Origin of the sequence: Vitiosangium sp. GDMCC 1.1324, from assembly GCF_003044305.1 — a bacterium.
Classification (GTDB): Bacteria; Myxococcota; Myxococcia; order Myxococcales; family Myxococcaceae; genus Archangium.
On the sequence record NZ_PZOX01000031.1, the window covers coordinates 1 to 17080 of the forward strand.

The 17080-nt window shown below is 66.5% G+C and carries 14 protein-coding genes; 7 read left to right on the plus strand and 7 right to left on the minus strand.

Features of this window, described 5'->3' with window-relative positions:
- Positions 1-123: 123 nt before the first annotated feature.
- Positions 124-1113: an IS4 family transposase gene (locus DAT35_RS51435; RefSeq protein ID WP_233262207.1), complete on the minus strand. Its 990-nt coding sequence runs from the start codon at positions 1111-1113 to the stop codon at positions 124-126.
- 136 nt (positions 1114-1249) lie between these two features.
- Between DAT35_RS51435 and DAT35_RS51440 the strand changes: the two genes are divergently transcribed.
- A complete protein-coding gene (locus DAT35_RS51440; protein ID WP_108076839.1) occupies positions 1250-2059 on the plus strand; it encodes an isocitrate lyase/phosphoenolpyruvate mutase family protein in 810 nt (269 codons plus the stop codon).
- Here the strand turns inward: DAT35_RS51440 and DAT35_RS51445 are convergent.
- Positions 2051-3856, minus strand: a complete 1806-nt coding sequence (locus DAT35_RS51445) for a hypothetical protein (RefSeq protein ID WP_108076840.1) — start codon at positions 3854-3856, stop codon at positions 2051-2053. The genes DAT35_RS51440 and DAT35_RS51445 overlap by 9 nt on opposite strands.
- A gap of 230 nt (positions 3857-4086) precedes the next feature.
- On the opposite strand from DAT35_RS51445, the gene DAT35_RS51450 reads away from it, so the two are divergent.
- The 5 genes from DAT35_RS51450 to DAT35_RS51470 all read left to right on the plus strand — a co-directional run bounded on the left by DAT35_RS51450 (position 4087) and on the right by DAT35_RS51470 (position 9676).
- Entirely contained in the window at positions 4087-4875 is a 789-nt protein-coding gene (locus DAT35_RS51450; protein WP_108076841.1) for a serine protease, read from the plus strand.
- A gap of 145 nt (positions 4876-5020) precedes the next feature.
- On the plus strand, positions 5021-5305 hold the full coding sequence (locus DAT35_RS51455; RefSeq protein ID WP_108076842.1) for a hypothetical protein: 285 nt from the start codon (positions 5021-5023) through the stop codon (positions 5303-5305).
- Positions 5306-5553: 248 nt separating this feature from the next.
- Positions 5554-7740, plus strand: coding sequence for a TonB-dependent siderophore myxochelin receptor MxcH (gene mxcH, locus DAT35_RS51460; protein WP_233262208.1), 2187 nt, complete (start codon positions 5554-5556; stop codon positions 7738-7740).
- Positions 7741-7773: 33 nt separating this feature from the next.
- Positions 7774-9000: an MxcI protein gene (locus DAT35_RS51465; RefSeq protein ID WP_108076844.1), complete on the plus strand. Its 1227-nt coding sequence runs from the start codon at positions 7774-7776 to the stop codon at positions 8998-9000.
- Positions 9001-9025: 25 nt separating this feature from the next.
- On the plus strand, positions 9026-9676 hold the full coding sequence (locus DAT35_RS51470; protein ID WP_108076845.1) for an MXAN_6652 family MXYO-CTERM-anchored protein: 651 nt from the start codon (positions 9026-9028) through the stop codon (positions 9674-9676).
- A 191-nt stretch (positions 9677-9867) separates the two neighbouring features.
- Here the strand turns inward: DAT35_RS51470 and DAT35_RS51475 are convergent, their stop codons facing one another.
- From DAT35_RS51475 to DAT35_RS51490, 4 genes are all read right to left on the minus strand, one after another.
- On the minus strand, positions 9868-11532 hold the full coding sequence (locus DAT35_RS51475) for a triacylglycerol lipase (protein ID WP_108076846.1): 1665 nt from the start codon (positions 11530-11532) through the stop codon (positions 9868-9870).
- 17 nt (positions 11533-11549) lie between these two features.
- Positions 11550-12227, minus strand: coding sequence for an FKBP-type peptidyl-prolyl cis-trans isomerase (locus DAT35_RS51480; RefSeq protein WP_108076847.1), 678 nt, complete (start codon positions 12225-12227; stop codon positions 11550-11552).
- Positions 12228-12548: 321 nt separating this feature from the next.
- Positions 12549-13883 carry an extracellular solute-binding protein gene (locus tag DAT35_RS51485; protein ID WP_158502229.1) on the minus strand — a complete coding sequence of 445 codons (1335 nt, stop codon included), beginning with the start codon at positions 13881-13883 and terminating at the stop codon, positions 12549-12551.
- Positions 13884-14319: 436 nt separating this feature from the next.
- On the minus strand, positions 14320-14970 hold the full coding sequence (locus DAT35_RS51490; protein ID WP_146210222.1) for a S9 family peptidase: 651 nt from the start codon (positions 14968-14970) through the stop codon (positions 14320-14322).
- 97 nt (positions 14971-15067) lie between these two features.
- Between DAT35_RS51490 and DAT35_RS51495 the strand changes: the two genes are divergently transcribed.
- Positions 15068-16363 carry a M20/M25/M40 family metallo-hydrolase gene (locus DAT35_RS51495; protein ID WP_108076850.1) on the plus strand — a complete coding sequence of 432 codons (1296 nt, stop codon included), beginning with the start codon at positions 15068-15070 and terminating at the stop codon, positions 16361-16363.
- A gap of 42 nt (positions 16364-16405) precedes the next feature.
- Here the strand turns inward: DAT35_RS51495 and DAT35_RS51500 are convergent, their stop codons facing one another.
- Positions 16406-16993, minus strand: a complete 588-nt coding sequence (locus tag DAT35_RS51500) for a hypothetical protein (RefSeq protein ID WP_108076851.1) — start codon at positions 16991-16993, stop codon at positions 16406-16408.
- Between the last annotated feature and the right edge of the window lie 87 nt (positions 16994-17080).

Genomic DNA, 17080 nt, shown 5'->3' on the forward strand with positions numbered 1-17080 from the left:
TATTACCAGGCTCTTCCCAACATGCCCGAAACCCGGTTGCGCCCTCTCATTGAACGCTTCGCCCAACTCGTCTACGAGCAGCTCGTTTTCCGTGAAGCCTTTGGCCTTTTATGAGGGGATGCCTCAGAACCCGGCCACCTCGCTTTGAAACACTGACTCCAGCCGGCCGAACATGCCCTCTATGCTCCAGCGGCGTCGGTAAAGTCTGGCCACGTCCTGCGCCGCCATGCGCTCCACCGGAACATTCGTCAACAGGCGGATGATTGTTTCTCCGTCCTCGGTGGGCTCATCCAAATGCAACTCCACGCGCCGCAGTGCCAACTGTCGCCCTGTCTCCTCCTCAATCCGGACATCTTGCTGGAAGACGAAGCCCGTCTCCACTCGCCCCACCTCCCGCGGGGGCCCCAACACTGTCGGATTGGGCGAGACTCCATGCTCACGGATGATGAAGGCTGCCTGCTTGTCATGCAAGGCAAAGAGGATGCCCGTGGTGGAGAAATTCCTGTCAGCCAACCACAGCTCTCCCTTACGCACCTGCTCAAGCACGGGCCCCATCAGGGCGCGCTCCTGTGCGTGAGCATCCTCGGCGGGCACCATATCCAGCACCAGGTCCAATTCCGGCGCATACACCACCAGCGACTGCCCAGGCAGGGCCGCACCACGGAAGCCTCGCAACGGCTTCAGTCGCTTTTCACTCGCCGCCAGGTGGTTGCCATCCAGCACTCGCATCCGATAGCCCGCGGCCCACGGTGTCTGCTGCGCCTTCATGAACTGGACCACCGGCGTCAGTTTCTCGGCTCCCCCGCGCACCAGCGCGCGTACAATCTCCGGCTCGGTGTGATTGACCTTGTCGTACAGGGCCGTGAGCGACACCCCCAGCTCAGAGCTCGCCTGGGCCGCCGCATGCAGCGACGGCCTGAGTCCCAGGGCCACCAACGCCATGAGGTCCACCACAGTGGAGAAGAACAACTCGCGCGTGTACTGCTTGTCGCGATGCAGCTCGAACAGCTCGTCCAGCCACTCACGGCTCAGTGCCTGCTGCATCAGCAGGCGCGCCATGACCGTCAACGGGCTTTTCTTCGTGAAACGCTCGAATACAGCTTCTAGGGCCATGGTCCTTCCCTCCGGAGTAGTCCCTGAAAGATGACCTCGGCGGTAGCCCGGTGCTGCTCCCTCGCTTTCCCGCCTGCTCCCTCGCTAGCTTTCCTTGCCGGGTAGCATCACCCGCTCGACCTTGAAAGTGGTGCCCATGAGAACCCGTCACGACGAGATATTCCATGCCCTGCATGCGGAAGGTTTGCTGATGCTGTCCAACTGCTGGGATGCGGGGAGCGCCCGCATTGCCGAAGCGGCTGGTAGCAAGGCGCTTGCCACGAGCAGCGCCGCCGTGGCGTGGTCGCATGGCTTTGCGGACGGCAGCCGGCTACCGACCGACTTGCTGCTGGCGACCGTGAAGGGCATCAAGCGCGTGAGCGAACTGCCCCTGAGTGTCGATATCGAGGACGGCTATGCGTCGGACCCGGAACGCGTTGCCGCGCTGGTGACGGAGCTGGTGCAGGCGGGCGTGGTCGGCATCAACATCGAAGACGGCGCCGAAGCGCCTGAGCTGCTGTGCCGGAAGATCGCTGCCGCGCGCCGGGCCGCAGCGGCTGCTGGGGTGAACCTGTACATCAACGCCCGCACCGATGTTTATCTGCGCTCGCTGGTCGATGCCGGTGCACGGGTGGTGGAAACGCTGCGTCGCGCCCAGCTCTACAAGGAAGCTGGCGCGAGCGGCCTGTTCGTGCCGGGTGTGCGCGAGGAAGCCGACATGTCCGCCATTGCCGCCGGCTGCACGCTGCCGTTGAACGTGCTGGTACGGCCGGGCTTCCCATCGCCAGAACGGCTCGCGCAACTGGGCGTACGGCGCCTCAGTGCGGGATCCGATATCTCGGAGACGATGTTCAGCTTTGTCTCGAACTCCATGCGGCACTTCCTGCAAAGTGGCGAAATCCTCGCGCCACCGGCGCCGACGCTGAACTATCCCAGCCTGAATGCGCTGATGTCGCGCTCAGTGTGACGCGCCCGCGAACACCTCGGACGTGACCTGATGGATGCCCAGGGCGCGCGCGTAGCCGTCGGGAGCGGCGGAGCCCGTGGTCGTCGCGGTACCCCGGGTGAGTGCCCCACAGCCTGGGGCGCGGAGCTCCACCGTCCCCTTCTTGATGCGGCCCGAGGGGCAGGACCACTCGATGGTGGCCGTGTACCACGTGGTGGAGTCACAGCCGAGCGGCGTCTCCTGACGGGTCGCCGCCGCCACCAGCTCACGGACGATGCGCTCCCCTTCACCGCGGGAGATCGTCCTCCGCTCGAGCTCGAAAGGTTTTTCCACGGTCCGCTCTCCCGAGAGCTCGGCTCTGTCCGGAGACAGCTTCACGGAGATCACGCCCGTGTAGGAATCGAAGCAGCCTTGGATGTCGAAGCGGACCTTCATCGATGCGGGCGAGGTGGTGAGCACGCAATCGAAGGGAGACTCGGCGGACGCGGTACGGCCCGAGGCGAGCGCGAAGTCGTAGGCATCCAGAGGACTCGTGCTCGGTGCCCAGGTGCGCCCGAAGTCGTCCGAGCGCAGCAGCGTTCCCGCGCCGCTCTCGGCCAGGACCGTGTCCTCTTTCAGGAAGGCGAGTGCCCGGAGGGGTGATTGGGGAACGCGGCCCACCCGGAACCAGGTCCGGCCCTCATCGTGAGAGGCGACAATCTGCTCGCCGACCCATCCCAGCCATGCATCGGGAGCCTTCCGGGCGATGCCTTCGAGTGGGGTGAGGACGTCTGAACCCTTGCCGACGGGGGGACCCGCGCGCAGCAATTGGCCCGAGACAAAGGTGGACAGTCCCCTCTGGCCCAGGGCCACGACGGTGTTCTCACCCAGCGGGGCCACACCTTCACTCTCACCGAGAAAGGGAACCCATTGCTCCACCGGAACGCCATCGCCGGCGGGCCCGACGGTGACGACCTGCTGGCCACCGGGAGTACGCGAAACCGCCAGGACAGCGTCCTTCTCGCTCTGGGCCGTGGGCTTGGAGTGCCAGGTCTTCCCACCGTCGGTCGTGAGGAACCGCCCGCCCGAGCCCTGGACCCAGGCGACCAGGGCCGTGAGGCGCACCACGTGGCGTAATTCTGGCGGGAGCGAGGAGGGGTCATCCCGGAGCGGTGCCTGCTCGGGAGCAGACAGGCGCTGCCAGCTCGTTCCGCCGTCCTCCGTGGCCCAGAGGGACCCATGCATTCCCACGGCCCATCCGCTCTCCGGGGAGAGAAAGGACATCTCCATGCAGCGGTCATCGCTATTGAATGGCGAGCCCTTCAGCTCCTGCCAGCTCGCCCCGGCGTCGTCACTGCGGAGGATGTGCCCGGACGAGCCACAGAGCCAGACCCGTTTGCCCGCGCGCTCCACTTCGTACACCCAGGGGTTGTCCGTGAGTGGAATGGCCTGCCAGGAGAGCCCCGCATCTGTCGTTCGTAGAACCCGCGCACCGAGGTAACCGGCGGCAATGCCAATCTCGGGTGTAACCCAGACGAGGTGGTCGATGGTGACATGCGAACTGGCGATGAGGGCACGCTCCAGGGCTCTGCTCGCCTTCGTGTCCACCTGCCACGAACGGCCGGCGTCCGCACTCCGTAGCACCTGGGAGGAGGAGCCCCTGCCGCTTGCGATGAGCCACACGTCCTCGTCTGTCCGGCTGGAGACGAGTTGGGCACGCAAGCCGAGCTCCCGGACGCCCAGGTCCACCCAGGTCAGCGGCGGTGGAACCTGAGACGACGCGGGAAGTGCCAGCAGAAGCGCGGCGAGTACGACGGGCATCCACGACACATGTCGCATGGCGAGACCCTCCAGGCCCCAGGATAGCGCTACCCATGGAGAAGTCAGCCCTGGTCGTGCCGTTGACGCGTCACCGCCTCGCTTGACACGTCACTGACACGCCACACCCCTGGCCGCCGCTGTTTCGTCCGCGAGCCTTCGCTGGGACGACGGCTCGTTTCGGGCGGCATGCTGCCTGCATACGCATCCCCGGGCACTTCAGGTGAACACGAGGAAGGGAGAAACACCGCATGCGTTTCATGTTTGGAATGGTTGTCGCGATGGGTCTGCTGGGTTGCGGTGGGGCGGACACGGACGACGTCAGCGGGCTCGAGAGTGTTGGAAGCGTGGGTGAAGAAATCGTCGGTGGGTATACGTCCCCAGCAGGCGAGGCTCCCTATCAGGTTTCCCTGCGGACGACTTCTCACATGTGTGGAGGTGTGATCTATAATTCCAGAACGGTGATCACGGCTGCCCACTGCGTGAGCGGAAAGCAACCTTCGTCGCTCTCGGTCAGATATAGCAGTCTGCAGCATGGGTCCGGGGGAACGCTCGTTTCCGTCAGCTCGATCGTTGTGCATAATTCCTACAATTCATCAACCATCGACAACGACATCGCGGTGGTCAGACTCTCCGCTCCTATGACCTTGGGCTCAACCCAAGCAAAGGCCGTCAATCTGCCTACTCAAGGTTCGGATCCTGCGGTGGGCGTGCTCGCACTGGCCTCGGGTTGGGGAGTGACCTCGTCAGGCAGTTCGTCGATACCGGCCAATCTGATGAGTGTAAAGGTCCCCATCGTCGCGCGTGCGACCGCGAGGGCGTCTTACGGAGCTTCGGCCATCACGGACAACATGATCGCTGCGGGGCTGACGGAGGGAGGCAAGGACACTTGCCAGGGAGACAGTGGAGGCCCCCTGGTCATCAATGGCGTGCTCGTGGGGATCTCGAGCTGGGGCCGGGGTTGCGCGCTGCCGAATTATCCGGGCATCTACACCCGGGTCGGCAACTACGTCGACTGGATCAAGAACAACGCTGGGTAGGGAAGGGGAGACGGTTGCTCTCCCCAGAGCGCCGGGTCTCCCCCCTGCCGGCTCCTGGGCCGGGAGCCCTCCGTACTTTCTCCTGAGTTCTGGATATACTCCTCGATTTACCGTATAACCACGGATTCCACTTCCAGGAGGATGTATGCGAGTGCCAATCATTGGCGGGCTGATGTTGGTGGCTGGGCTGCTCTCTGTCGGGTGCGGAGGCACCGAGGCCGCGAGTGTGGAGGAGCAGTCCAGCTTCGACACCCGAGCGGACGCGCTCCCGCCGCCGTGCGACACGTCGTATGACCTTCGGTTCTACAGCGAGCCGGAGATGATCAACCAGGTCGGCAGGGACCTTTGTAACTGCGGCGCTCCCTTTGTTCATCAAGGCACGCGGACCGTCTATTCCAAGTACATCCGCCCCGAAACCGAGTGCTTCTGAGCGCGTAACGGCAGCGCGCGGCCTGCTTCGGGACCGGAGCAGGCCGCTGTAGATGTTGTCGCGAATCCTGAAGACTGTTCCAAGGTCGAGCCAGGCCGTATCGGCTCCCGCCTGCTTCGAGGCAAAGCGGTTTGCTTCGCGGGCATGAGGCCGGACTTCGAAGTGCCTCTCCCACCATCTCCGGCTCCGAACGCTTCGTGCCGCTTGACAGCGGGCTCCTATGAGCATAAAGCGTTTTGAAAATGATAATGGTTATCATTTTCATGTTCCGGCGCTGGGCCGGAGGCGCCCGTCACGGGGTTGGCGCCCGCTGGGCGGTAGCCGCGCTGGTGGGGGGTCTCCTGGCCAGCCCGGTGCTGGCGCAAGAGCCGTCCGAGCCCACCCTGGAGGGGGAAGAGGCCATCGAGATCACCGTCGAGGGCACCTCCGAGGGACAGCGCCGGCGCCAGTCGGCCGAGTCGGTCCAGGTGCTCGACACGGAGCATGTGCGGCGCGAGGCGGCAGATCTGGGCGAGACCCTGGCGCGTACCGAGGGCGTAGGGGTGCGCCGCTCGGGAGGGCTCGGCAGCGCCACGCGCTTCTCGCTCGCCGGACTCACGGACGAGCAGATCCGCTTCTTCGTGGACGGCGTGCCGCTCGAGCTGGCCGGCTTCGGGCCCGAGCTCTCCAACGTGCCCGTGAACCTCGTGCAGGGGGTGGAGCTCTACCAGGGGGTGGTGCCCATCCGCTTCGGAACGGATGCCCTGGGCGGCGCGGTGCAACTGCTCACCGACTCACGGGTGCAGGGCACGGGCGCCGCCGTGTCCTACCAGTTGGGCTCCTTCGACACGCACCGCCTCACCGCGAGCGCGCGCCACCTGGATGAGCCGAGTGGACTGCTCCTGCGGGCCCAGGCCTTCCTCGACGACACCCGGAACGACTACCCCATCGACGTCGAGGTGGCCGACGAGTCTGGACGGCTCGTCCCGGCGCGCGTCCACCGCTTCCACGATGCCTACCGGGCGTGGGGTGGAGGCTTCGAGGCGGGCTTCCTGGACAAGCCCTGGGCACGGCGGCTGCTGCTGCGCGTCTTCGCGAACGCGTACGAGAAGGAGTTGCAGCACAACATCACCATGGATGTGCCCTATGGGGCCGTGACCACGGGGGCGCTCTCGGCTGGCGCCACGCTCCGCTATGGATTGCGCCTGTCCCGAGAGAGCTCGGCCGAGCTGCTGGCGGGCTACACCTTCCGGCACACGCGCTTCGACGACCTCGGCACGTGCGCCTACGACTGGTTTGGCCGCTGTGTCCGGCGGCGTCCCCAGCCCGGGGAGATCGAATCACGGGCGGTGGAGCGGCGGGTGGATCAGGGCACCGGCTTCGCCCGGCTCCATCTGGAGTGGGTGCCCTCGGATGCCCAGACACTGCGCGTCACGCTCGCGCCGACGTCCGTGACCCGCACGGGGGAGGATCTGCAGCTGCGCGCGCTGGGGCAGACGGATCCCCTCACTCCCGGGCGCGGGCTGTTCTCGCTCGTCACGGGCCTGGAGTACACGCTCGCCGCCCTCCAGGGTCGGCTGGAGAACGTCGTCTTCCTCAAGGACTACCTCCAGCTGGCGAGCGCTCGGAAGCTGCTCCCCGAGGGGATCTTCACGCCAGTCGACCGGGATCTGCATGGCGTGGGAGTAGGGGACGGGGTGCGCGTGCGGCTGGGGCACGAGCTGTACGCGAAGGCTTCCTATGAGCTCGCCACGCGCCTGCCCCGTCCGGACGAAATCTTCGGAGATGGGCTCCTCGTCAATGACAACCTCGACCTGAAGCCCGAGCACAGTCACAACCTCAATCTGGAGCTCGCCTTCGATGGCACGCCGGGCCGCGCGGGGACGATGAGCGCCAGCGTGGTGGGCTTCGGGCGGTTCGCCGACCAACTCATCGTCCTCATCGGCCGCGAGAACTTCTTCACCTACCAGAATGTCTTCATGGCCCGCTGTCTGGGCGTCGCGGGCATGGGGCGCTGGACATCTCCGGGGCAGTACCTTGCCCTGGAGGGCAACATCACCTGGCAGGACTTCCGCAACACCTCGAGCGAGGGGGCCTTCGGTTTCTTCGAGGGCCAGCGCATCCCCAACCGGCCCTACTTCCATGCCAATGGCTCCGCCCGGCTCCAGGCCAGCGGCCTGCTGAGCTCCCAGGACGAGCTGTCCCTGACCTGGCACGTGCGCTACGTGCATGCCTTCTTCCGCTCCTGGGAGGGCGTGGGCCAGAAGGACACCAAACAGGTGATTCCCTCCCAATTGCTGCACTCGCTGGCGCTCTCCTACGTCATCCGGGGAGCGGCCATGACCCTGGGCTGGACGGTCGACGTGGAGAACCTGACCGACGCGCCCGCGTACGACTTCTTCGGTGTGCAACGCCCCGGCCGGGGCGTCTTCGCCAAGCTCCTGTTGGAGCACTGACCCCGTTTCCCCCCCAGCAGAAAGGCAGTCCACATGAAGCGTCCTGTTTCGTTGCTTTCCTTCCAGCTCACCTCCGCGGCGCTCGCGCTCTCCCTGCTCGCCGGTTGCGGTGAGAAGGAAGACCCAATCAAGCAGTGCAACGCTGGCACCGGGCCGCTGTACGCCGTCACCACGCAGTTGCTCACCACGGACACGCCCCAGAGCTACGTCATCCTGACGGACAAGGCGGAGCAGGCGGGAACGCTCTCCCTGGACAACGCCACCGAGGTGCCCGGCCGCGCGCTCGGCGTGGGCATTCCCAAGTCCGGCTCCCTCTACGTGGTGAGCGACGAGAACGCGACGGTCACCCGCTACACCCTGACGAGTGGCGGATGCCTGGAGGAGTCCGGCACGGTGAGCTTCTCGGGCAAGGGCATCTCGTCGCTCGGCGAGTACCAGAACAACTTCCAGTTCGTCTCGGCGACCAAGGCGTACTACTTCGATGGGACCACGGCGCAGGTCGTCATCTGGAACCCCACCGAGATGAAGGTCACGGGCAGCATCGCTCTCGACGAGCTGACCATTCCGGGGACGACCATGGCCTTCTCGGGGGCGCCCCTGGTGCTCGATAACCAGATCATCATGCCCGTGGGTTGGCGTCCGACCTCGGGCGTGGGCATCACCAAGAAGGCGGCCGTCGTCACCATCGACACGCGGACCGATGAGGCCTTCATCACGACGGATAACCGGTGTGGCTACACGCACGATGCCGCCGTCGGTCCCGATGGGAAGGTCTACATCGCGACGGAGGTCTATGGCGCGGCGGTATACCGGGTGGCGGGCGGAGACACGCCGGTGCCGTGCCTGCTCAAGTTCGATCCCCAGTCGCACACCTTCGATGCCTCCTTCTACAAGGAGCTCAGTGCGCTGGTGGGCGGAGGCACCGCGGGCGCGCTGATTCCCGGCCCCCAGGGGACGGCGTATGTGCGCGTGCTCGACGAGTCCATCGCCCCAGTGTCCGAGGGCACCCATCCGCGCATCGTGGCGAGCGGGACCGGCTGGCAGTGGTGGCAATTGAAGCTCGACACCCTGGCCGCGACGCGGATGACCGACTTCCCGTCCACCACGGGCAGCGTCTTCCTCTATGAGTCGGAGAATCAGACGCTCTACACCGAGTTCGCCGCGGGCGCCGCGTCGACGACCCTGCACGTGCTGGGCGAGAGCGGCAAGGCCACCGTGTCCACGCAGGGCCTCTCCTTCTCCTTCCTCCAACTGCGCTAGCCAGAGCCAAGCTCCTGGAGGTCCCATGCGTTCTGATTTCCATCTCGCGGGGGTGGTCGCCCTCTCGTTGCTGGCGGCTCCGGCCTTCGCCACCAGCACGGGCATCACCGGTCAGTCCGGCAAGGACGGGCTGACGTGCAACACCTGTCATTCGGGGGGCGCGGCGCCCACGGTCGAGTTCTCCGGCCCCGCGACGCTCGCTCCGGGTGAGACGGGCCAGTACTCGTTCATCATCCGGGGGGGCGCCGCGAAGAAGGGCGGCGTGAACATCGCCGTGAGCCATGCGGCGGCGCTCCTCCAGGCCGGCGTGGGCACGAAGAAGCTGGGCGCCGAGCTCTCCCACTTCGAGCCCAGGGACTTCGTCGGCGACGAGCTGCGCTTCGACTTCTCCCTGGTCGCCCCCTCCACCGACGTCACCCTCACGCTCTTCGGCGCTGGCAACTCCACCAACGCGGACCTGGGCAGCAGTGGCGACAGGTCCTCGACCGCCCGGTGGAGCGTGGTCGTGGGCAACGGCTCGCCCGATGCGGGCACGGGCTCACCCGACGCGGGCACGGGCGGCGATCACGAGGAGGATGAGCCCGGTGGAGGCTGCTCCACCGCGGGGGGCGTGCCCGTGTGGCTCCTCGCGATGACCGGAGCCTTCCTGCCCTTGCTCCGCCGTCGTCAGGGCTGAGGCTCACGCCAGGAGCGCCGTCTCCTGTCCCGCCCATCAGGAGGAGGGCGGGACCCGGGGGGACGAGTGGACGTCAGTGCGAGGTGGCGTCCGTCTGGCCGGCCGCCTCGCGCACCGCCGTCGCCTGGATGTGACTCGGCTGCCAGGAGCAGCCGGGACAATCATTTCTTGTCACTCATGGCCATATCCTCTCAGAGCGCCGAGCAATCGAGCTTGATGGGCTGGCGGTTCAGGGCCTGACGGACGCCGCTGTAGACGACGCCATTCGACGCGAGCCCGACATGCTCGACGAGGTTGCCCGGGCAGTCCTCCTGCACGGTCACGTTGCACTTCAGGGTCTGGCCCTGCGCGTTCGTGCGGTCGCAGTTGTCCATGCGGCCGTTGGTGTAACCGTCCGTGAACACGTCGAGCGCCTTCACGCTGTTGATGTTGGTGTAGGCGATGTCATCGTCGGAGGCTCGCTTGTTGATCTCATCCAGGAAGGGGCCGGCGCGCAGCTGGGTGCAGATGGGCTTGTCCGTGGGCTGGCCCACGCACCCGACCAGCAGCGCGGCCAGCAGGGGGTCCGCGTGGGTGCCCTTGTGGGGCGTGCCCAGGCTGATGAGATTGTCGACCAGGCGCCAGCCGTAGTCGTGCACGTAGGTCCGGGCCGTGATGCCACCCTGGCTGTGGCCGATGAGGTTGACCTTCTCCGCGCCCGTCTTCAGCAGCACGTCCGCTATCCGGTACTTGAGCGCCTGCGCGCCCTCGCGGATGTCGATCAGCCCGCCTCCGGGCAGCTCGAAGAACTCGACGTAGTAGCCGTCCGCCCGGAGCCGTCCCTCGAGGACCCAGTAGATGATCTCGCTCGCCAGGGTGCCCCCGACGATGATGATCGGGTTCTTGCGCGTCGTCGGCACGGTCACTGGCGGTGGCAGGGTGCTGGTGGTGAGGTTGCAGCTCACCGCGCTGGCCTTCGCGGTGCCGGGGTTGGAGATGAGCGGGGGATCCGCGGCGAGACAGGCCCAGCTGCCGTCTGCCTGGGGCCCCTGCTGCACCATGAACTCCGCGTGGGCGGAGCCGTTGCCGGCGTAGGACAGCTCGCAGCCGCCGCCCAGCGCCTTGGACGCTCCCTTGGTGATGGACTTCGGATAGGCCCCCGTGCCCTGGGTGCCCTGCGTCACGGTGCACTGGAGGCTGGGCTTCGGGGTCACCGCGGTGGGGCCCACGCGGCAGGCGACGAGCGACGCCTCGACCGTGGCGTCCTGTCCGTTGTTCGGCGGATCCGCCGCCTGGCAGTACCAACCCTGGCCCCCAGGCGTGGGCCGGGAGATGACCACGTTCTCGGCATGCACGGAGCCGTTGCCGAAGTGCGAGGTGTCACAGCCTCCGGAGACCACGACGTAGCCGTCGGAGACGAGGGCCGGCGTGAGCGTCACCTCGACGGTGGGGTTGCGCAGGAGGCCCGTCTTCTTGGTGAGCGTCGTGCATTGCAACGGCAGCGTGGCGCCGCTCGCATCGGAGGCCCGGCAGTAGGTGACGGACGCACGCGCCCAGGCCGGATTGGAGACGAGCGCCGGATCCGCGCCCTTGCACCGCCAGCCGAAGTCCCCGTCCGGCGCGTTCTGGACCATCACCGCGGCGTGCACGGACTCGAAGCCGAAGCGGGACACCTCGCACCCGCCGCCCACCCGGACGTAGCCCGCCTTCTGCTTGTCGAGCGGCACCGTCGCCACTGACTTCGGATTGGGGGTCAGCCCCGAGGCGGGCATCCGCTCCTGGGTGGTCTGGCAGTCGAGCGTCTGTGCGGCGGCTGCCGTGCCCATCAACAGCAGCGCGGCGACCAGCCCGATGTATCTGTTCTGGAGGAAGGTCATGGAAGGTCTCCGTCCGCTCACTTCGCGATCTCGCGCAGCGTGATTTCGTAGACGACCGTCGCGTTCGGCGGGACCTTGCCGGGGATTCCTTGGGCGCCGTAGGCCAGCTGCGGCGGCACGGCGAAGCGGTACGTGCTGCCCACGGGCATGAGCTGGAAGGCCTCCGTCCATCCCTTGATGCCGTCGCTGACGCCCAGGGTGGCGGGCTTGCCACGGGAGATGGAGCTGTCGAACTCCGCGCCGCCGACCACCGAGGCCTTGTAGTCGAATACCACCCGGCTCGTGGGGCCGGGCTTCGCGCCTGTGGCGGGGGTCAGCACCAGGTACTGGAGACCGCTGGCGGTGGTGACCACGCCTTTCTCCGCCTTGTTCTTCGCGAGGAAGTCCTGGCCCGCCTTGCTGAACTTCGCCGAGTCCGCGTCGCGCTTCTTCTTGCGGTTCTGGAGCATCGAGTTCTGGACCCGGTCACGGGCCAGGGTGAGGTCCGCCGCGCTCACCTGCGGGGCCTTCCCTTCCAGGCTGTCGCGCAGGCCCTGGACCAGCGCGTTGACGTCCACGTCCACTTCGAGCTGCTTGACCGAGCTCGCGAGGTCCTGGCCGATGGAGTAGCTGTCCCGCTCCTTGTCGGTCGCGAACGGCGTTGCGGCATGCGCGGTCGCCGCGGTGAAAAGAAGGATGAACACGAAGTGTTTCATGGGGTCGGACTCCCTGGGGTGATGGAGGATGGAGGCAACAGCTCGCCCTGTGGCAGCGGCGAACCCATGCTCAATCAATCCCCGTGCCAGTGTCCGCGGTGGCCTCCGGGTGAGGTTCTCCCTCGGCGCCGCTCCGGGATCGGCGGCACGCGCGAGGCTCCTGACACGTCAGGGGTGGGCATGAACACGTCAGGGGTGGGAATGGACGTGTCAGGGGGGCCGGGAGGGCTCTGGCTTGCGGCCAATCGTTGGTGCTGAGAGGAGTTGGCGTGGTGTCTGTGATTGAGGCGAATGTTTTACCTCAAAGCGCTCACGGCAGGCTCACTCCTGAAACTGCTTGGGGCGCTGTCTCCGTTCCTCGAAGACGGCCATGATGAGAGCCATCTTGTCCAGGGTCACCTGCGCGGACTGCTGCCCTGTCGTCATCTTGCCCAGCTCGACTGTGAGCTCCGGGACGATGGAGGTCCAGGTCTCCATGTGCGGCTCCGAACCCATCCGATGGAGGATGGCGTCCAACGTGACGTCGAAGCACCGGGTGGAGCCGGGCATGACCTTCTTGCGCTCCAGGATGCGTGGGTCGCTGTAGTTGCTGCGGCGGATGGGGCTGCCGCCGCCGCCGAGAGTGGAGGCGCGGGTGGTGACATCCGCGCTGGTGGCCCATTGGAGGAAGACCCACGCTGCGTCGATGTTCTTGCTGTAGCGCGAGATGGCCAGACAGGAGCCACCCTGCCGGCTGCTTCCTGGCTTCTCGTCGAAGCTGCATTCCTCCTGGGGCCGGAGGGAAAACTCTCGAGGACAGGGCGCGGCCTCGACCAGGCCGACGACCTTGGAGTGGGCGGGGTCATCGAAGAGCGCAACCCACTCGCCGGCATGGATGAGCAGGGCGGACTGCCCCTGGGCGAAGCTCTGGACTTCGCCATACCAGTCCCAGGTGGTGACCTCCGGAGGCATGTAATGGCCGAGCTCGAGCATGTACTCCGCGGCGGCCAGCGCGTGCGCATCGTTCACCGCGGACTTGCCCTCGCGACCGTAGAAGGAGCCGCCATGAACCCAGAGGTAGGTGCTGAAGTCGATCAGGAGCGAATAGTGACCTGATTTCCACATTCCGGTGGTGCCATGCAGGCGCGGTGCGGACTTCGAGTCGATGATCTTCGCCACCTCCATGTACTCCGCCATGGTCCTGGGCAGCGGCAGCCTCATCTTCTCGAAGATGTCCCGCCGGTAGAGCATGATGTGAATGGGAATATCGAACGGGATGCCCATCAGCCATCCCTGGTAGGAGGCCGTGTACTTGACGAGCGGCTCCAGGATGTCCCCGAAGTCATAATCGGGATAGGCGAGGTCGGAGCGCTGCAGGAGCTCCTGGATGTTGGCCGTGTCCTTGACGAAGTGGCCGAGCCAGGAGCCGTCCAGGTAGTAGATGTCATAGGCTCCGCGCTGGAGCGCGGTGTCGGTGCTCACCATCGCGAGGACGCGGTCCAGGGGCTGCTGATCCCACTGCACCTCGATGCCCGTCAGGGGGACGAACTCCTGCTGGAGGAGCTGGAGGGTTGCCTGGGCGGGCGGAGTTGCCTCGCCAACAATGGACAGACGGGTGCCCTTGAAACGCTTGCCGGCCTCCTTGAGGAAGCGGTGCTGCTCGTTCCTCGGCTCCATGGCCGACAGCGGCCCCTCACCGCGCGCTGCAGGGCCGGTGGGGGCTGTCGGGGTCCTGTCACAACGACACGCGTTGAACGCAGTCAGGCCAAACCCCGTGGCCGCGGACAGCCGGAGGAAGTCTCGGCGGCGCATCCGCCCACCGCGGTACTCCTCGATGGCACGTGCCAGTGCAAGCCGTTGATTTCGCTCACCCTCGGTCATGAGAGCTCCCCTGCCACGCGACGAAGTCGGGCATTCATGGACCCTCGACCTCTACACCACGTACCCCTGGGAGGGCCTCTGGGCCGAAGTCTCGACGCTCAAGGTCCAACATCATGGGGGCGGCCGGTTCGCCCGGCTTGCCGCTCGCGGCTTCGATTGGAAATCTCGGAGCCCCGTGCTTCGTTCACCAGTGCACAATCCTGTTCATGGCACGGATTGCCATTGGGCCACGTCACGCGGTGAGCGCGATCCATCGCTCGAAGTTCTCCGCCGTCGCGGTATTGGACAATCGGTGTTGATCATCGACTTCGATGAGCTTCGCCGCGCTGCCGCGTACGAGCGCATGCGAATGCTCGAACGGCACGGTCTCGTCCTGCCGGCCATGCACCACCACGACATGTGACGCGTCATCCGGTAGCGCCGTTTCCGGAGACCCCGAACGCTGCGCCACCAGGCGCTGCGCGGGACACAGCAACAGCGTTCGGCCCTTCCACGCCCCGAGAGCGAGGAGTTCGAGGGTGATGGCGCCGCCAAACGAGGAGCCGACCACCACATCGACGGCATGCTGTTTCAACATGGAGAGCTGCACGTCGACGCAGCGGCGGACCATGTTCCTCACGAGGAGCGGCCTCGCGAAGCGCCGCAACACGAGGACCGCGACGATGCCGATGACGAAGCCGAGCGCGCCGCCCGCCCATGTCAGTGCCCCAAGCAACCCAAGCGCCGCGAGCACCATGAAGAGGAACGCGGGGGCCCTGAGCGTCGCAGCGCGATTGCAGGGCATCTGCGCGGACACCACCGTGAAACCCGCTGCTTCGAGTGTGCGCGCCTTGTTTCCGCGCGGGCCCGACTCAAGTCCGTGAACGTAGAGGACGGTGGTCATCGCGCGCCTTATACCCGGGCGGGCCATCGGGCCGCACGGACTGAAGCATCATGGTTTCCAGTGACTTCGCCGGGGGCCTGGGTTCCAATCCGCGCCCATGCACTCGCTCTCGCTCCGTGAAGACCGCTTCCTGGAAGTGCTCAGGCGTCTCATCGCCCTGACGCCGAGGCTGCAGAACAACCCGGGCGCGGGGCTGGTGCCCGAGGAACGGCTCGCCGCGCAGGTGGTGCTGGAGACGCTCGCACCGCACCTCCAGAGCGGCTTCATCCAGGCCGAGTCGCTGGCGGCTCCGGGCAAGGAGTCTCGGCCCAGTCTGGTGCTCACCGTGAAGGGCACGGGCGAGGGGGCGCTCGGCTTCGTGGGCGCGCACTTCGACGTCGTCCCCGCGGACGAGAAGGGCGAGGGTTGGGAGCGCAACCCCTTCGCGCTGTGGGAGGGGCCCGGAGGCGTCCTCTACGGTCGCGGCGTCACCGACTGCTTGGGCCACGTGGCGGTGCTGACGGACCTGCTGGCGCAGCTCGCCGAGCGTGGGGCGCGCCCGCGCCGGACATTGAAGGTGGTGCTCATCTCCAATGAGGAGTCCTCGGACCTGCCAGGCCTGGGCCTGGGCTACGTGGCCGAGCAGGGGCGGCTGAAGGACCTGGCCGGCGAGCCGGTGTATTGGCTGGACAGCGCCAACTTCGGCCCCACGCTGGGCACCGGCGGCATCTCGCTGTGGGAGTTGAAGGTGACGGGAGTGGGCGGGCACTCGGGGATGCCGCAGAACTGCGTCAACGCGCTGGAGCTGGGCATGGCCGCGTCGCTGGAGCTGGCCCGCTGGTTCCACGCGCGCTTCCCACCCACGGAGGATGAGAAGACATGGGGCTTTCTGTCCTCGTCCAGCCTCAAGGCCACCGTGGTGGAAGGCTCCAACACCAAGGAGACGAAGATTCCCGCCGACGTCACCCTGCGCGGTGACCTCCGCCTCACGCCCTTCTACGACATGAATGAAGTGCGCAAGGCGGTGACGGACTTCATGCGCGAGCTGGATGCCCGCCTCGAGCGCGACGAGGCCATCCCCGGCTTCCCGCGCACCCGCACGGCGGCGGGGAAGCGCGGCTCGCTCGAGTTCCGCTTCCAGGGCAGCGGCATGGAAGGCATTGCCTGCCGGCTGGACTCGCCGGGCCTCCGGGCGCTGAAGGAGGCGATGCAGGCGGTGCGCGGCGTGGCGCCCACGCCGTTCTCTCTCACCGGCTCGTTGCCGCTGGTGAGGGATCTGCAACGCCAGGGCTGCGACGTGCAGATCACCGGCTTCGGGGAGATGGCGTACTACCACGCGCCCAACGAGCAGGCCCGGCTGGAGGACTTCCGGCAGGGCTTCTCCATCCTCCGCGAGCTGCTCGTGCGGCTGTGAGCCGGTTCATTCGACGTCGGCGAGCTGGATGTTGTAGGCCACTCACGGGTGCGCCGGAGGCTGCTCCTCGGCGGATGCGCTGGTGATCTTCCGGGATCGCTCCAGGAAGTCGCGCCAGACCTGCTCGAACTGCGCCTTGGTCTCATCCCAGTTCTTGCTGCCCTCGGTGTGCCTCAATCGGGCGAGGAATTGCCGGACGGTGTTGAGCGAGCCCCGGATGAGCTCGAACTCCTGGCCCGTAAGCAGCAGGTCCTCGGCCGAGTTCCGCTTGAGCAGGGACGAGATCTGGTCAACCTGTGCATCGAACTGCCGGAGCTCGGCTTCGCGCTTCTGGGAGGAAACCTCCCGCCGCTGAGCGCTCCGTTGACGCTCTTTCTCGAGGGCACGAGCGTAGTCCTGGACGGCCGCGTCGACGTCTGCTTTCACCCCCTGCCAATATTCCTGGCCCTGAGCCCGGAACTCCTCGAGCTTCTTGGCGAAGGCCTCCCGCTTCTCCCGGGCCACCCGCAGGTCGTACAGCTTCTCATCGGCGGCATCGACGTCCTTCTGGGCCTCCATCTCGGCGAGTCGCGCATCCAGCGCTTGCTTCTCCCCTTCCAACTTCTGAGCGTAGAGTTCCTTCTCCGTCATGATGGCTCGCTCCTCGGGCTGGCGGCCACTCGGTGAGTGGCACGCAGGGCCCTGGCAATCCTTCCAGGGAAAGATACGGAGCGCAGG

Excerpts from the sequence above, each read along its gene's own strand:
- DAT35_RS51495 (WP_108076850.1), top strand. The coding sequence starts at position 15,068 with ATGCACTCGCTCTCGCTCCGTGAAGACCGCTTCCTGGAAGTGCTCAGG.
- DAT35_RS51445 (WP_108076840.1), bottom strand. The coding sequence starts at position 3,856 with ATGCGACATGTGTCGTGGATGCCCGTCGTACTCGCCGCGCTTCTGCTG.
- DAT35_RS51470 (WP_108076845.1), top strand. The coding sequence starts at position 9,026 with ATGCGTTCTGATTTCCATCTCGCGGGGGTGGTCGCCCTCTCGTTGCTG.
- DAT35_RS51475 (WP_108076846.1), bottom strand. The coding sequence starts at position 11,532 with ATGACCTTCCTCCAGAACAGATACATCGGGCTGGTCGCCGCGCTGCTG.
- DAT35_RS51440 (WP_108076839.1), top strand. The coding sequence starts at position 1,250 with ATGAGAACCCGTCACGACGAGATATTCCATGCCCTGCATGCGGAAGGT.
- DAT35_RS51490 (WP_146210222.1), bottom strand. The coding sequence starts at position 14,970 with ATGACCACCGTCCTCTACGTTCACGGACTTGAGTCGGGCCCGCGCGGA.
- DAT35_RS51450 (WP_108076841.1), top strand. The coding sequence starts at position 4,087 with ATGCGTTTCATGTTTGGAATGGTTGTCGCGATGGGTCTGCTGGGTTGC.
- DAT35_RS51455 (WP_108076842.1), top strand. The coding sequence starts at position 5,021 with ATGCGAGTGCCAATCATTGGCGGGCTGATGTTGGTGGCTGGGCTGCTC.
- DAT35_RS51500 (WP_108076851.1), bottom strand. The coding sequence starts at position 16,993 with ATGACGGAGAAGGAACTCTACGCTCAGAAGTTGGAAGGGGAGAAGCAA.
- DAT35_RS51480 (WP_108076847.1), bottom strand. The coding sequence starts at position 12,227 with ATGAAACACTTCGTGTTCATCCTTCTTTTCACCGCGGCGACCGCGCAT.
- DAT35_RS51465 (WP_108076844.1), top strand. The coding sequence starts at position 7,774 with ATGAAGCGTCCTGTTTCGTTGCTTTCCTTCCAGCTCACCTCCGCGGCG.
- DAT35_RS51435 (WP_233262207.1), bottom strand. The coding sequence starts at position 1,113 with ATGGCCCTAGAAGCTGTATTCGAGCGTTTCACGAAGAAAAGCCCGTTG.
- mxcH (WP_233262208.1), top strand. The coding sequence starts at position 5,554 with ATGGTTATCATTTTCATGTTCCGGCGCTGGGCCGGAGGCGCCCGTCAC.
- DAT35_RS51485 (WP_158502229.1), bottom strand. The coding sequence starts at position 13,883 with ATGGAGCCGAGGAACGAGCAGCACCGCTTCCTCAAGGAGGCCGGCAAG.